This is a genomic window from Streptomyces sp. Y7 (assembly GCF_043195415.1).
Taxonomy (GTDB): domain Bacteria; phylum Actinomycetota; class Actinomycetes; order Streptomycetales; family Streptomycetaceae; genus Streptomyces.
The window spans coordinates 30,045-44,441 of sequence record NZ_JBIDDQ010000038.1; the positions used below are offsets into that span (position 1 = coordinate 30,045).

13 protein-coding genes are annotated in these 14,397 nt (G+C 70.5%); 9 read left to right on the top strand and 4 right to left on the bottom strand.

Annotated elements, in window-relative coordinates; genetic code table 11:
• Positions 1-38 precede the first annotated feature (38 nt).
• Together ACGFW6_RS42335 and ACGFW6_RS42340 are read left to right on the top strand one after the other, a co-directional pair.
• Positions 39-1,310 (top strand): amino acid deaminase, encoded by a 1,272-nt coding sequence (locus ACGFW6_RS42335; protein WP_393522267.1) that lies wholly within the window; start codon positions 39-41, stop codon positions 1,308-1,310.
• A 12-nt stretch (positions 1,311-1,322) separates the two neighbouring features.
• Positions 1,323-2,933 carry an amidohydrolase family protein gene (locus tag ACGFW6_RS42340; protein WP_393522270.1) on the top strand — a complete coding sequence of 537 codons (1,611 nt, stop codon included), beginning with the start codon at positions 1,323-1,325 and terminating at the stop codon, positions 2,931-2,933.
• A gap of 25 nt (positions 2,934-2,958) precedes the next feature.
• Here ACGFW6_RS42340 and ACGFW6_RS42345 read toward each other — a convergent pair whose 3' ends face one another.
• Both ACGFW6_RS42345 and ACGFW6_RS42350 read right to left on the bottom strand, forming a co-directional pair.
• Complete coding sequence (locus tag ACGFW6_RS42345; RefSeq protein ID WP_393522272.1) at positions 2,959-3,888, bottom strand: trypsin-like peptidase domain-containing protein; 930 nt, start codon at positions 3,886-3,888, stop codon at positions 2,959-2,961.
• A gap of 470 nt (positions 3,889-4,358) precedes the next feature.
• Positions 4,359-4,694 (bottom strand): DUF4240 domain-containing protein, encoded by a 336-nt coding sequence (locus ACGFW6_RS42350; RefSeq protein WP_393522274.1) that lies wholly within the window; start codon positions 4,692-4,694, stop codon positions 4,359-4,361.
• 131 nt (positions 4,695-4,825) lie between these two features.
• Here ACGFW6_RS42350 and ACGFW6_RS42355 point away from each other — a divergent pair, with 131 nt between their 5' ends.
• Positions 4,826-5,203: a hypothetical protein gene (locus ACGFW6_RS42355; RefSeq protein WP_393522277.1), complete on the top strand. Its 378-nt coding sequence runs from the start codon at positions 4,826-4,828 to the stop codon at positions 5,201-5,203.
• Positions 5,204-5,234: 31 nt separating this feature from the next.
• Here the strand turns inward: ACGFW6_RS42355 and ACGFW6_RS42360 are convergent, their stop codons facing one another.
• Positions 5,235-6,005 carry a hypothetical protein gene (locus ACGFW6_RS42360; protein ID WP_393522280.1) on the bottom strand — a complete coding sequence of 257 codons (771 nt, stop codon included), beginning with the start codon at positions 6,003-6,005 and terminating at the stop codon, positions 5,235-5,237.
• Positions 6,006-6,179: 174 nt separating this feature from the next.
• On the opposite strand from ACGFW6_RS42360, the gene ACGFW6_RS42365 reads away from it, so the two are divergent.
• The 6 genes from ACGFW6_RS42365 (at position 6,180) to ACGFW6_RS42390 (ending at position 12,593) form a co-directional block, all read left to right on the top strand.
• Positions 6,180-7,391: a pyridoxal phosphate-dependent aminotransferase gene (locus ACGFW6_RS42365; protein WP_393522283.1), complete on the top strand. Its 1,212-nt coding sequence runs from the start codon at positions 6,180-6,182 to the stop codon at positions 7,389-7,391.
• A 123-nt stretch (positions 7,392-7,514) separates the two neighbouring features.
• Entirely contained in the window at positions 7,515-7,937 is a 423-nt protein-coding gene (locus tag ACGFW6_RS42370) for a hypothetical protein (protein WP_393522286.1), read from the top strand.
• A 258-nt stretch (positions 7,938-8,195) separates the two neighbouring features.
• Positions 8,196-9,260, top strand: a complete 1,065-nt coding sequence (locus ACGFW6_RS42375; protein ID WP_393522288.1) for a hypothetical protein — start codon at positions 8,196-8,198, stop codon at positions 9,258-9,260.
• 15 nt (positions 9,261-9,275) lie between these two features.
• Complete coding sequence (locus ACGFW6_RS42380) at positions 9,276-10,445, top strand: toxic anion resistance protein (RefSeq protein ID WP_393522290.1); 1,170 nt, start codon at positions 9,276-9,278, stop codon at positions 10,443-10,445.
• Complete coding sequence (locus ACGFW6_RS42385) at positions 10,442-11,980, top strand: substrate-binding domain-containing protein (protein ID WP_393522292.1); 1,539 nt, start codon at positions 10,442-10,444, stop codon at positions 11,978-11,980. Before ACGFW6_RS42380 ends, ACGFW6_RS42385 begins: the two co-directional genes overlap by 4 nt.
• Positions 11,967-12,593 carry a hypothetical protein gene (locus tag ACGFW6_RS42390; protein WP_393522295.1) on the top strand — a complete coding sequence of 209 codons (627 nt, stop codon included), beginning with the start codon at positions 11,967-11,969 and terminating at the stop codon, positions 12,591-12,593. The genes ACGFW6_RS42385 and ACGFW6_RS42390 overlap by 14 nt, the downstream gene beginning before the upstream one ends.
• Here the strand turns inward: ACGFW6_RS42390 and ACGFW6_RS42395 are convergent.
• Positions 12,578-14,311 carry an Ig-like domain repeat protein gene (locus ACGFW6_RS42395; protein ID WP_393522298.1) on the bottom strand — a complete coding sequence of 578 codons (1,734 nt, stop codon included), beginning with the start codon at positions 14,309-14,311 and terminating at the stop codon, positions 12,578-12,580. The genes ACGFW6_RS42390 and ACGFW6_RS42395 overlap by 16 nt on opposite strands.
• Positions 14,312-14,397: the final 86 nt, after the last annotated feature.

The following is a 14,397-nucleotide window of genomic DNA, read 5'->3' on the forward strand; positions in this document are numbered from 1 at the left end:
GTTGCAGCTAGTGCAACACCACAGATCAGGGAGGTTCCATGAGCAACGAGGCGCTCGCCCGTCTGGCCGAGGAACGCGTCGACCACCGCTTCAAGGGCCTCCCCCCGGACGCCGACGGACTGACCGTCAGCGAGCTCGCGGCCCAGCGCCGCAATCTCTTCACCGACGGCTTCGCCACGCCCGTGCTCGCGCTCTCCGCCGAGCGCCTGGAGCACAACCTCGACCTCATGGAGACGTACGCCACCCGGCACGGCCTCGCCTTCGCCCCGCACGGCAAGACCTCCATGGCGCCGCAGCTCTTCCAGCGGCAGATCGAGCACGGCGCGTGGGGCATCACCCTCGCCGTGCCGCACCAGGTGCGGGTGGCGCGAGCCTTCGGCACCGAGCGGATCTTCCTGGCGAACGAACTGGTGGACGCCGCGTCCCTGCGCTGGATCGCCGCCGAGCTCACCGCCGACCCGGCCTTCCGTCTTGTCTGTTACGTCGACTCCGTGCGCGGGGTCGAGCTGATGGACGCGGCGCTGCGCGACGCCGGGGCGACCCGGCCGGTGGACGTCGTGGTCGAGCTGGCGGCCGGTGACGGCGCCCGGACCGGGGTCCGTACGGAGGCGGAGTGCGCGGCCGTCGCGGACGCGGTGGCGGGCGTGCCGACGCTGCGGCTGGCCGGTGTCGCGGGGTACGAGGGCGAGGTCCCGCAGGCGAACCCCGAGCGGGTGCTCGCCTGGCTGCGCCGCCTGGTGGCGCTGGCCGTCGAGTTCGACAAGGCGGGCCGGTTCGCGGGCCTGGAGGAGATCGTCGTCAGCGCGGGCGGCAGCGCCTGGTTCGACGCGGTGGCGGAGGTGTTCGCCGAGATCCCCGAACTCTCCGTGCCCGTCCTGAAGCTGCTGCGCTCCGGCGCGTACGTCTCGCACGACGACGGCCACTACCGCAAGCTGACCCCCTTCAACCGGGTCCCCGAGGAGGGCGCCCTGGAGCCGGCCTTCCGGCTGTGGGCCCAGGTCGTCTCCCGCCCCTCCGCCGAGCAGGCCTTCGTCAACGCGGGCAAGCGGGACGCCGCCTACGACCTCGACCTGCCGTTCGCGCAGGTGGTCCGCCGCGACGGCGCCGAGCGCCCGGCCACCGGCATCTCCGTGACCGCCCTGTCCGACCAGCACGCGTGGCTGGCGACGACCGGGGAGGCGGACCTTCAGGTCGGCGACTGGCTCGGGATGGGGCTGTCGCACCCGTGCACGTCGTTCGACAAGTGGCAGCTGATCCCGGTCGCCGAGGCGGACGGGACGGTCGTCGACTACATCCGCACGTTCTTCTAGGAGGGGGCGGTCGTGCAGGAACTCGTCATCCGGGACGCGGAGGTCGTGGACGGCGGCGGCGGCGCGTCCTACCGCGCCGATGTCGTCGTCGACGGCGGCAGGATCGTGTCGATCGTGCAGGAGGCGGCCGCGGCCGGCTGCCAGCGCCCGAAGGCGCGCCGGGAGCTGGACGCGGAGGGCCTGGTCCTCGCCCCCGGCTTCATCGACATGCACGCGCACAGCGATCTGGCGCTGCTGCGCGACCCCGACCACAGCGCGAAGGCCGCGCAGGGCGTCACCCTGGAGGTCATCGGCCAGGACGGCCTGTCGTACGCGCCGGTCGACGACCGCACCCTCGCCGAGGTGCGCCGCGCGATCACCGGTTGGAACGGCTCCGGCGACGACATCGACTTCGACTGGCGGTCGGTGGGCGAATACCTGGACCGTCTCGACCGGGGCATCGCGGTCAACGCCGCGTATCTGATCCCGCAGGGCACGGTCCGCGCGCTCGCCGTCGGCTGGGAGGACCGGGAGGCCACCCCGGCCGAACTCGACCGGATGCGGCAGTTGGTGGCGGAGGGCCTGGAACAGGGCGCGGTGGGCCTGTCGTCGGGGCTGACGTACACACCGGGCATGTACGCCAAGGACGCCGAACTGACCGAGCTGTGCCGGGTGGTGGCCTCCTACGGCGGCTACTACTGCCCGCACCACCGCTCCTACGGTGCCGGTGCCCTCCAGGCGTACGAGGAGATGGTGGACCTGACCCGGGAGGCGGGCTGCTCCCTGCACCTGGCGCACGCGACCATGAACTTCGGCGTGAACAAGGGCCGGGCGCCGGAGCTGCTGGCCCTGCTGGACAAGGCGCTCGCGGAGGGCGCCGACATCAGCCTGGACACCTACCCCTACACGCCCGGCTGCACGACGCTCGTCGCGATGCTGCCGAGCTGGGCGAGCGAGGGCGGTCCGGAGGCAGTCCTGGCCCGGCTGTCGGACGACGACACCGCCGAGCGGATCCGCCACCACATGGAGGTCATCGGCGCGGACGGCTGCCACGGCGTGCCCATCGAGTGGGACACGATCGAGATCTCGGGCGTGAGCGACCCGGACCTCGTGGACCATGTGGGCCGCACGGTCCGGCAGTCGGCGGACGCCCGGGGCGAGACCCCCTGGGTGACCGCCCGCCGGCTGCTGCTCCAGGACCGGCTGGGCTCGACGATCCTGCAGCACGTCGGCCACGAGGAGAACGTGCGCGCGATCATGCGGCACCGCGTCCACACGGGCGGCTCGGACGGCATCCTCCAGGGCACCAAGCCCCATCCGCGGGCGTACGGCACGTTCCCGCACTACCTCGGCCACTACGTGCGGGAGTTGGGGGTGCTGTCGCTGGAGGAGTGCGTGGCCCATCTGACCTCGCGCCCGGCGGCGCGGCTGCGGCTGCCGGACCGGGGGCTGGTCCGCGAGGGATACCGGGCGGACCTGGTGCTGTTCGACCCGCGGACGGTGGCGGCGGGTTCGACGTTCGAGGAACCGCGGCGGCTGCCGGCGGGCATCCCGTACGTCCTCGTCGACGGCCGTTTCGTGATCGAGGACGGCCGTAGGACGGATGTGCTGGCGGGGCGGGCGGTCCGCAGGACGACTCGGTGACGTGCGGACCGCCCGCCGCGAGGCGTTACGGCTTGGGCAGCACGCACCCGCTCGCGCTCAGGTCGAGCTTGTTGTCGACGCCGAAGCAGGCGGGGATCTGGTAGGTCTGCTGGGCGTAGTTGATGCCCTGGCGGACGGTGACGTTGCCGCTCTCGTCGACCTCGCACGGGTTGTTGACCGTGCAGCGCTGGCCGTCCTCGTTGCCGGTGTTGTTGACGGCGACGACCTTGTTGGTGGCCTGGTCGATGACGGGGGAGCCGGAGGTGCCGCCGATGGTGTTGCAGGCGGAGGTGTAGCGGACCGAGTCCTTGAAGGTCCAGTCGCCTTCCTTGAGGCGGTAGGCGAACCCGTCGATGTTGCAGCTGTACAGCCGCTTCCAGTAGCCGGAGGCGACCGTGATGGCCGTGCCGGCGGTCGGGTGGGTGTCGGCCACGGTCAGCGCGTTGATCCCGTACGAGCTCTTGATCTGCCCGTACGTGGTGGTGAGCTGATAGATCGACACGTCCGTGTCGGTCATCGTGCCGTAGGCGATCTTGCTGGCCCGCAGCGTGGCGACCTTGTTGCCGGAGGCGTTGAGCAGACCGAACGTCCGGCTGGAGGCCCGGTCGACGACGACCTGACCGGGGCCCGGCATGCCGGTCTCCAGACAGTGGCCGTTGGACATCACCAGCGCGGGGTCGTTGTCCTCCGAGGCGGGGAACCGGACGACCGAGCCGGAGCAGTTGCTGAGCGAGACGGTACCCGCGAAGTTGACGGCCTTGACCTTGGGGTTCAGGACCTGACCGAGGCTCTCCGTGGCGGAGTTGACGGTGTCCTGGACCACGGAGGTGACCGAGTTCGTGTCGACACCCTTGCCGAAGGACTGGGCCGTGTCCGCGTCAGCCGCGGCCGCGGGTGCGGCGCCGGCCCCGGCTATCGCCAGGGCGAGGAGGGCGGCGCCGAGAGGTTTTCTCATGTGGGGGTCCCCTCATACGAGGAGGGTGACCGAAGAATCTCCGGTCACCCGCACTTTTGTCATGCGCATTCTCACGCAAGAGGGGGGTGCGGACAAGGAGTTGGTTACCGGCGGGTTCGGGCCGTAGGGGTTTCCCTATCACGGTGCGCCGGGAGCAGCGGCCCGACGGCGCCGGACGTTCACGAGAGGGTGCCGGGATCACCACATGCGGCGAACTCGGCACTCACGCGCCCTGGGAGGCCGACCCGCGTGCATCCTCCGCGGAGTCGATGCGCAGGCACGACCCGCCGACAGGTGTCCAGTTTGTCGAGCCGGCCCGCAGCCTCCCGGGCACTGGGCACCACACGACCCCGGACCGCACGCACAGGTGGCACCGGTTGAAGCACCTTCAGAAACGCACGCGGCCTCCACGAATCAGCTCGTGGAGGCCGCCGACGTCCGGCTATGTCCCCGTCATTGCTGCGGAGCTGTTACGCCCAGCCCTGCACATTGGACTTCGACTCGACGGGAGGACCGTCAACCGCACCCATTCCCCTGCCAACCTTTTTCAAGACGCATGCGCAACGCGCGTACAGGAAGTGATCGCTTGTTTGGGTAAATTCCAGACCGCCGGGAAAAGCCACCGGAATTTCCCCCAACTCCCGCCGATCCAAAGCATAGAGGGCCTCGTACAGCCCTTCGGCACACCGGATCAAGTCCTCTGGATCCAGCCCGTCAATCCGCTCAGCGACGCCACCCAGAGCTGACCTCACCTCGTCTGCGTCCTGGGCAGGATTCGAGCCGATGATGCGCCAGAAGTCGATCACGTGCGCCGCCCTCACCCGAGTTCCAACTGCTGAAATCCTCTTTCCTGAAGCTTCTTTTACCCGGCGAAGTGATGTCGTTGCCCAACTGCACCCCCTGCTGCTTCAGCTCCTCCATGCGAAGGTGCTCAGCAATGAAAACGCATCCGCACGGCGACTTCACGCTCGACATCGGAGAACGCAAGCACCCGGTACTGACGCAGATCAGCCTCGCCGACACGATCCGGTGGGCTCCTGACGCCCCCACGGAATTGGAGCTCACCGGCCGGTGCACGATCGCCGGATACCCGCAGGGCGGCCTCGCAGTGACGCTGGCGGACGGACAAGGGGGTATTGCCGTCTTCCAAGCTTCCCAAGATCCCGAAGGCACCAGCTTCGTTGTCCGCGTACCCGTCACGGAGCTCCCCGTGGGTATCTGGCGCGGCGAACTCCGACTCGGGAGATGGTCGTTGCCTCTCCCGGCGCTGCCCGGAGACCTCGTCCGGGCAGTCACCATGCGCTTCATGCCCTGAGCCCTGAGCCCTACCCCCATCCGCCCCGTCTTCAGCCCGGCTTCTTCGTGTTCCCCTGCCCCCGTCCCGGTTTGTCGTCCGAGTTGCCCGGCCCGGTCGAGGTGGTGGGTGCGGAAGAAGCCGCGCCGGTGGCCGTCGGGTCGGCCGAGGGCTTGTCGCCGGAGTCGGCGTCGTCCGACGCGGACGGGCTCACGGAGGCGCTCGGCGACGTGGTTCGCGACGGAGCGGTGTCTTCGGACCCCGACCGGAGGGCACCGGCCGAGGAACCTTCGGAGGGCACTCCCGGCACCGGCGAATCGCCGGTCGTCATCGACGTCCCGTCGTCCTTGGTCTTCGCGCCACCCGGCGAGGAGGACCCGGACAGGGAGAAGCCGGCCACCAGCGCGCCCAACGACACCGCCCCCACCAGGCCGGCCGTCAAGGCGGCGCGCCGCGAACGCCACACGCCGGGCTGGTGCCGGCCCCGATGGCTGCGGAGGCCGCCGCGTCCCTCGTCGTAGTCGTCGCCGTAGTCGTGGCCGTCCTCGTAGACATAGTCGTAGCCACCGTCGGCAGCAGAGGCGCCGCGGACGCCTCCGGCGCCACGGTGCTCATGGGCACCGTCCGCCCCATCGACGACCGGAGGCAGCTCGGTCGTCTCGTCGTAGGCGTTCTCCCACCCATGGGCGGCCGCGGGGTCGGCGTACGCGTCGTACACCGGGGCCGGCTCGGCGTGCGGGTGGTACACGTTCGGGGGCGTCTGCGGCCCCTCACCCTCCGGGGGCACGCCGGGGACGCCAGGAGTGGCGGCGGGGGGATTCATGCCGTTCGCTCCGTATATCCCGTCTTCGTGCTCAGGTGGCCTGGACATGGCAGCGCATTGTAGAGACGGGAGGGCCGGGAGAGACAGCTACCGACGATAACGGCCCAAATCGCCACGTCTCACGTGGCGGGAAACACGGCGCAAAGGGCGTTACCGAGCCGTAAGCTCCATGACATGCAGGTGATCCAGTCGACGAAGCTCGCCAACGTCTGTTACGAGATCCGGGGCCCGGTGCTCGAGGAGGCGATGCGGCTCGAGTCGGCAGGGCATCGGATCCTCAAGCTGAACACCGGCAACCCGGCCGCGTTCGGCTTCGAGTGCCCGCCCGAGATCCTGGAGGACATCCTCCGCAATGTGTCGTCGGCGCATGGCTACGGCGACGCGAAGGGACTGCTCGCGGCCCGCCGGGCCGTCGTCATGCACAACCAGACCCTGGGCGTGGAGACCGATGTCGAGCACGTCTTCATCGGCAACGGCGTCTCCGAGCTGATCGTCATGGCCATGCAGGGCCTGCTCGACGACGGGGACGAGGTGCTGGTCCCGGCCCCCGACTATCCGCTGTGGACCGCGGCCGTGTCCCTGTCCGGCGGCACCGCCGTGCACTACCGCTGCGACGAGCAGTCCGACTGGATGCCCGACCTCGCGGACATCGAGCGCAAGGTCACCGACCGCACCAAGGCCCTCGTCATCATCAACCCCAACAACCCGACGGGCGCGGTGTACGACGAGGCCATGCTCCGGGGGCTGACGGACATCGCCCGCCGGCACAACCTCCTGGTCTGCTCCGACGAGATCTACGACAAGATCCTCTACGACGGCGCCACGCACACCCCGACCGCGGCCGTCGCCCCCGATCTGCTCACGCTCACCTTCAACGGCATGTCGAAGGCGTACCGCGTGGCCGGGTACCGGGTGGGCTGGATGTCGATCTCGGGCCCGCGCGCCCACGCCGACTCCTACATCGAGGGCCTCACGATCCTCGCGAACATGCGGCTGTGCGCGAACATGCCCGGCCAGCACGGGGTCGTGGCCGCGCTCAGCGGACGGCAGACCATCAACGACCTGGTGCTGCCCGGCGGACGCCTGAAGGAGCAGATGGACGTCGCCTACGAGCTGCTGACGCAGATCCCCGGCGTGACGTGCGTACGGCCGAAGGGGGCGCTGTACCTCTTCCCGCGGCTCGACCCCAAGGTCTTCAAGATCAAGGACGACCGGCAGATGGTCCTCGACCTGCTGCGGCGCGAGAAGATCATGGTCGTCCAGGGGTCGGGCTTCAACTGGCCGGAGCCGGATCACTTCCGGGTGGTGACCCTGCCGACGGTCACGGACCTGCGGGACGCGATGGGGCGGATCGGACGGTTCCTCGACGGTTACGGCCAGACGTGACCCTGCGCCCACCGACGGGGCCGTGACCCTGCGTGTACACGTGGTCCGCTTTTGTGAACCGCTCAACTTTAGACAGAATCTAAGCTAGGATGGTTTCCTGTCAGCGCACAGGAGGCCATCCCCATGTACGAACCGATCCGAACCAAGTCGGTCCACAGCACGATGGCCGGCAGCCCCACCGACTTCCCGCACCGCTCGCGCGAGGAGGAGCTGGACATCCAGCTCGCCGGCCATCTCGCCGCACTGCTCGCCGTCACGGACGAGCTGCGCGCGTCGGCGCCCTCGGAGGACCTGGACGTCGCGGGCGACCGGCTCGCGGACCAGGTGGCCCGGCTGCGGCAGGGCCGTAAGCCGGCCCGTTCGGTGGCTTCCGGCGGACAGCCGAAGCTCGCGGCGCTGCACCGGCGTGCCCATGCCCTCGCCGGGCGGGCGCTGGTGGTCGCCGCGTCCCGTGCCGACACCGCGGCCGCGATTCTGGCCGCCGAGCGGATGGACGCGCACGCCGCCGCGCAGGCCGAGCCGCAGGAGCTGACCGGCGTCGGCTGAACCCCTTGAACGGCCCCGGTCCGCGTGCACCCGCAGCGACGCGCGGACCGGGTGCCACAGCACTGCGTCGGCTTGGGCCGCCCACCGCCTTCGCCATAAGGGTTCGCGTCGTCGGCGCGGATCCCCCTTGGTCGTGGCTTGTCGCGCAGTTCCCCGCGCCCCCATGGAGTTCACCCGTGTTGTAACGGGACCGGTATGACACCTGCCGTTCATCCCCTTTGACGGGGAACGTTGGATTCCGCGAGCACGCTCCACCGCGTGAGACGTATCGCTGGAATCATCCTCGCGGTGCTGCTGATCGGTGGCGTGGTGGTCGCCGTCGTCGCAGGCCGCAGCAATGGGGACAACGGCACGGCAACGAAGACCGTGCAGGCGGTGATCGGATCGGAGAAGGCGGAGTTCTTCGCCGATCCCGACGTGGTGAAGGCCCTCGCCGCCAAGGGCTACACCGTGAAGGCCGAGACCTCCGGGTCCTGGGCCATGGAAGGGCTGGACCTCAAGGGGTACGACCTCGCGCTCCCCTCGAGCCAGGCGCCCGCCCGTGAACTCGCCGCGAAGTACAAGGTGACGGGGACCCTTCCCCGCCCCTTCTACTCGCCCCTCGTCGTAGTGGCGCACAAGAACGCCGCCGAGGTGCTCGCGGACAACGGGCTGGCCACACTGGACGAGGCGCACCGCGGGACCCTGAAGATGCCGGCCTATCTCGACGCGGCCCGCGCCGACCGGACCTGGCAGCAGCTCAAGGGCGCCAGGAAGTACGGGGAGTTGACGGGCACGCTCTACCTGTCCAGCACCGATCCCGAGACCTCCAACTCCGGCGCCCTGTATCTGGCCGCCGCCTCCTACGTGGAGAACGGCGGCAAGGTGGTCGCCACCGGTGCCGAGGTCGACCGCACCGCTCCGCTGCTGCACAAGCTGGTCAGCGTGCAGGGCGCCCAGCAGTCCGGAAGCGACGCCGTGTTCCGGGACTTCGTCAGCGGCGCCGGCAACCCGCTCGTCGTGGTCTACGAGTCCCAGGTCGCCTCCCTGCTGGCCGAGGGACAGCAGCCCGACGACCTGGTCGTGCTCTACCCGGACACCACGGTCAACAGCGACCACACCGTCGTACCGCTGACCGAGAACGGCAAGGCCGTCGCCGAACTCCTGTCCTCGGACCCGGTGTTGCGCAAGCTGGAGGTCCGGCACGGGTTCCGTCCGCAGGGCGAGGCCACCGGGTTCGCCTCGGACACCACTTACCTCAAGCAGGAACTGACCGGCGTCCACCAGGCCGCCGTGCCCACCTCCAAGGTGCTGCACGAGCTGGCGCTCCGGGCGCGCGGATAAGGGGGGCAACAGCACATGAGCACCAACGACGACACCTTCGTCCTCACCCCGCCGGAGCCCGTGGCCGCGGTGCCGCGCGAGAAGGCCGGCGGACTCGTGCCGGTCGGCGACGGCGTCCGCAGCGAGATGGCCGGCAAGGCCTCCGCCTACGTGGACGCGCTCGCCGGACTCGACGCCCGCTCGCCGGAGTTCGCCGGCAAGGTCGGTGAGATCACCGCGCTCGGCGCCGGCGAGATGCGGACGGCCGCCGCGCAGTCCAACCGCATGCTGGAGCGGACGATCCGGAGCCTGCCCGACAAGGGCGGGGACGCCCAGTCGCAGGTCGCGGGCTCGCTGGTCGAGCTGCGCCGGGTGCTGGAGGACCTGGACCCGCGCGACCTGCCCGCCTCCAAGGGACGCAAGTTCCTCTCGCGGCTGCCCGGTGGCAACAAGCTGCGTGACCACGTCGCCAAGTACGCCTCCGCGCAGGGCACCCTGAACAAGATCGTGGGGTCGCTGCGGGGCGGACAGGACGAGCTGCGGCGGGACAACGCCGCGCTGCAGACCGAGCGGGTGCGGCTGTGGGAGACCATGGGCAAGCTCCAGGAGTACGTCGTGCTGACGGAAGCCCTGGACACCGCGGTCGAACAGCACATCACACAGGTCGCCGACCCGCAGCAGGCCGACGGTCTGCGGGCCGACATCCTCTTCCCGGTCCGGCAGAAGCACCAGGACCTGCTCACCCAGCTCGCGGTGTGCGCGCAGGGCTACCTCGCCATGGACGTCGTACGGCGCAACAACGAGGAGCTGATCAAGGGCGTCGACCGGGCGGCCACGACGACCGTCTCGGCGCTGCGCATCTCCGTCATGCTGGCCTCCGCGCTCGACAACCAGAAGAAGGTCATCGAGCAGGTCAACGCCCTGCGCGGGACCACCGAGGACCTCATCCGCGGCAACGCGGAGATGCTCGCCACGCAGAGCGGGGAGATCCAGCGCATCGCCGCCGATCCGGCGGTCGGCGCGGAGACCCTGCGCAGCGCCTTCCAGCAGATCTACCGCACCCTCGACGCCATCGACTCCTACAAGGTGCAGGCGACCGAGGCGATGGCGGCGACGGTGGAGAACCTCACCGTCGAACTGCAGCAGGCGAGCGGCTATCTGGAGCGCAGCCGCTCGCAGGGTGCGCTGGAGGGTGGTCTCGGATGAGAGCACGCATCCTCGCGCCGGCGCTCGCCGCGCTGGCGCTGCTGACCGCCTGCACCTCGCAGAAGGCGGCCGACGAGCCCGACGACGCCCCCAGACCCGGATCCCTGCGGATCCTCGCCTCCAGCGAGCTCAGCGACATGACGCCGGTCCTGGACCGGATCGCCGACGACACCGGCATCGAGGTCCGGCCCACCTACATGGGCACCCTCGACGCCGTGGAGACGCTGGCGCAGGGCAAGGCCGACGGGCGGTACGACGCGCTGTGGCTGTCCTCCAACGACTATCTGCGGCTGCGGCCCGAGGCGGCGAGGAAGGTCGTCTCGGAGACGCCGGTCATGTCGAGCCCGGTCGCCGTCGGCATCAGGTCGACGCAGCTCGGGAAGCTGGGCGGGAAGCCCGAGGACGTCACCTGGTCGCAGATCGAGCAGGCCGTCCAGGACGGCAGGCTCACCTACGGCATGACCGACCCGGCCCGCTCCAACTCCGGCTTCGCCACCCTGGTCTCCGTCGCCTCCGCCCTGTCCGGCGCCCAGTCCGCGCTCACCGACGCCGACGTCGCGAAGGCCACGCCCCGGCTGAAGGAGTTCTTCAAGGGGCAGAGACTGACGTCGGGTTCGTCGGGCTGGCTGGCGACGGCGTACAAGCGGCGCGGGAACGTCGACGCGCTGCTCAACTACGAGTCCGTCCTCAAGGGCATCCCGGGCCTGACCGTGATCCGCCCCAAGGACGGCGTCGTCACCGCCGACTACCCGCTCTCCTCCCTCGCGTCCACGAACTCCGCGACCCGCGAGGACGTCCGCCGGCTCACCGAGGCGCTGCGCACGGACGACATCCAGCGGCTGATCACCGAGCGCACCCATCGCCGCCCGGTCGTCGCCTCGGTCGAGCCCGCGCCCGGCCTCGACACCGGCCGGCGCCGCGAACTGCCCTTCCCGGGCAGCCGTTCCGTCGCCGACGGCCTGCTGGACTCGTACGAGAACGAGCTGCGCCGCCCCTCCAGGACGGTCTACGTCCTCGACACCTCCGGCTCGATGGAGGGCGACCGTCTGGATCAGCTGAAGAAGGCGCTCACCGACCTCACCGGTGACTTCCGTGAGCGCGAGGAGGTCACACTGATGCCGTTCGGATCGGGGGTGAAGAGCGTGCGCACCCATGTGGTGGAGCCGTCCGACCCGAAGTCCGGTCTCGCCGGGATCCGCAAGGACACCGACGCGCTGACCGCCGAGGGCGACACCGCGATCTACACCTCGCTGGAGGCGGCGTACGAGCATCTGGGCTCCGGACGGGACACGTTCACGTCGATCGTGCTGATGACGGACGGCGAGAACACCGCGGGCGCCGACTCCGCCGACTTCCACGCCTGGTACGTCGGCCTGGACCGCGAGCGGCGCGCGACGCCCGTCTTCCCCATCCTCTTCGGCGACTCCAGCAAGAAGGAGCTGGAGTACATCGCCGAGCTGACCGGCGGCCGGCTCTTCGACGCCCAGCAGGGTTCGCTGGACGGCGCCTTCGAGGAGATCCGTGGCTACCAGTAGGGCAGTGGCGTACCTGGAGTCCCGCAAGAACATCGCCGGGAGCGCGTGCGGGCTGGTCGGCCTGGTGCTGACCTTCACGGGGGTGGCGGGACCGTACTGGCCGGCCGTGGTGGTGGGGCTGTACGGCGCGGGCGCGCTGATCGCCCCGCCGGAGCGGCCCGCGCCGCCCGACTTCCCCGACCCCTCGGCCCAGCTGGACGAGCTGCGGGGCGACTTCGAGAAGCTGCGCGGCTATCTGACGGACGTGGAGCTGTCCGTCACGGCCGCCGCGAGGCTGCGTGAGCTCACCGAGCTGCTGACCGCGCTGCTCGACAAGGGGTGGGTCGCCGAGCTGCTCGCGCACGATCCGGAGGGCGTGCACGTGCTCTCCCGGATCGTGCGGCGCGATCTGCCCGAGGCCGTCGACAGCTTCGCGCGGACGCGGTGGTGGACCCGGATGTCGCCCGGCACCGACTCCCCGGAACTGCATCTGGAGCGGCAGCTCGGACTGCTGAGGAAGGACGCGGAGAGGCTGGCGGCGGGGCTGCGCGAGGTGCAGGCCCGCCGCCAGGAGTCCCACACCCGGTATCTGGAGGACCGGGGCGGGACGGGTGGTGATCAGCGCCTGACGTAGACCGTCGCCGCTGCCGTCGACGGCTGGTGCAGGTCGTCGCCGGGCCAGCTGACGGTGTAGTCCGCGTCGCCGCGGGTGCGCGGCAGGTCGTTGATCGTGAAGGTGCCGTCGGCGCCGACCGTCACCGACGACAGCGTGCCGGTGCCGAGCCGGTCGGTCCGGGTGACCTTGAGGACCGCCCGGTCCGGCAGCGCCTTGCCCTGCGCGGTGAACGTGCCCGCGATCTCCACGCCCGCGCTCAGGGATCCCTCCTCGGGCGCGGTGAGCGCGATCGAGGTGGGCGCCTTGCCGACGGACACCGTGGTGGTGATGTCCTCGGCGGGGCGGTGGGTCAGGTCGCCGAGGTAGGAGACCTTGTACGTGGCGTCGCCGACGAGGTCGGGCTCGTCCAGGACCGAGAAGGTGCCGTCGGCCTTGACCGTGAAGGTGCCCAGGTCGTGGGTGCCGTTCGCGTCGGTGCGGGTCGCCCTGACCTTCAGGGGCTCGGCGGGCGCCGGACCGTCCTGCTCCAGCTTGCCGCGCACGGCGAGCGCCTCGCCGGCGGCGGCCTGGGCGGGGCTGTGGGTGAGGCCGCCGGTGAAGCGGGCGTCGTACTGGACGGCCGGGGGCTGGATGATGTGCAGCCAGTACTGGCTGCCGGCCGCGTTGGTGGTGACCGCGAACAGCCGGGAGCCGTCGGCCGCCCACTCCATGCCGCGCGGCACGACCCTGTCGCCGTCGAGGCTGCCCTCGAAGACGAACTCCAGCGGGGCCGTCGAGTCGGCCGGGTCGGCGGGCTGCACCAGCAGGTCGGGCGTGGAGCCGGTGGCCGAGGCGCCGCGCGCGATGTACTTGCCGTCGCCGCTGAAGGCGACCGCGCTCGACGTCGCCCCGTCGGGCAGCGCCCGGTAGCCGGCGGCCGCGTCGGACAGGTCGGAGGTGTTCAGCAGCCGGGTCCCGGCGGTCGCGTCGGCCACGGCGACCTTGCCGCCGTCGGCGGACAGGGCCAGGTCCTTGACGTCCAGGGCGCCCTTGCCCTCGGCGTCGGCGAAGCGGCGTGCGGCCTCGCGCACGGGGCTCGGGCCGCTGGTGTCGTAGACGGTGAGGAAGGGGTTGGCCGCCTGCGCGTTGCGCGGCTGCCCCATGAGCATCCTGTCCCCGGCTCCGGCCTCCAGCAGGAGATCGCCGTAGTCGTTCCAGCCGGTGCGTGTGTGCACGCCGTTGAGGACGGCGTCCAGGTTGGTCTCGGCGGTGGCGCACTGCGAGAGGGAGGACGCGAGCGGCGTCGTGAAGTAGACCTGCCCGCCGGACTGGGCGACCTCGCGGCCGCAGTAGTCCACGTTGGCGTAGGTGACGACGGTGCGGGCGTAGGTGGTGGTGTCGATGGCCTCGATACGGTCGCGCAGGCCGACGTAGAGCTTGCTGCCGTCGGCGCTGACGGCCAGGCCGGAGACATGGGCCTGGCTGGTGGTGAGCGTCGTGAGGCGCTCGCCCGCGAAGTTGTGGACGGCGATGGTGCCGGAGTTCTGGTAGTAGCCGACATTGCTGTCCGCCACGAAGACGAGCTGGTGGACGTTGTCGACGGCGAGCGCGGAGTACGAGGCGATCGGCAGCTTGGCCACGGACTCGGAGGCCGCCGCGTGGGCCGCGGGCGCGGCGGCGACTGTCAGGCCGGCCCCGGCGAGTGCGGCGGCGAGCAGCGTGGCCGCGAGACGTCTGGGACGGTGTGCTGTATTCAACTGTGCCCCCCACAGGCTGAATTGAGCGGTCACCGGACTCGGTGACGCTCCTGTGGAGACCATGGAACAGCCGTGAAGATCATGCG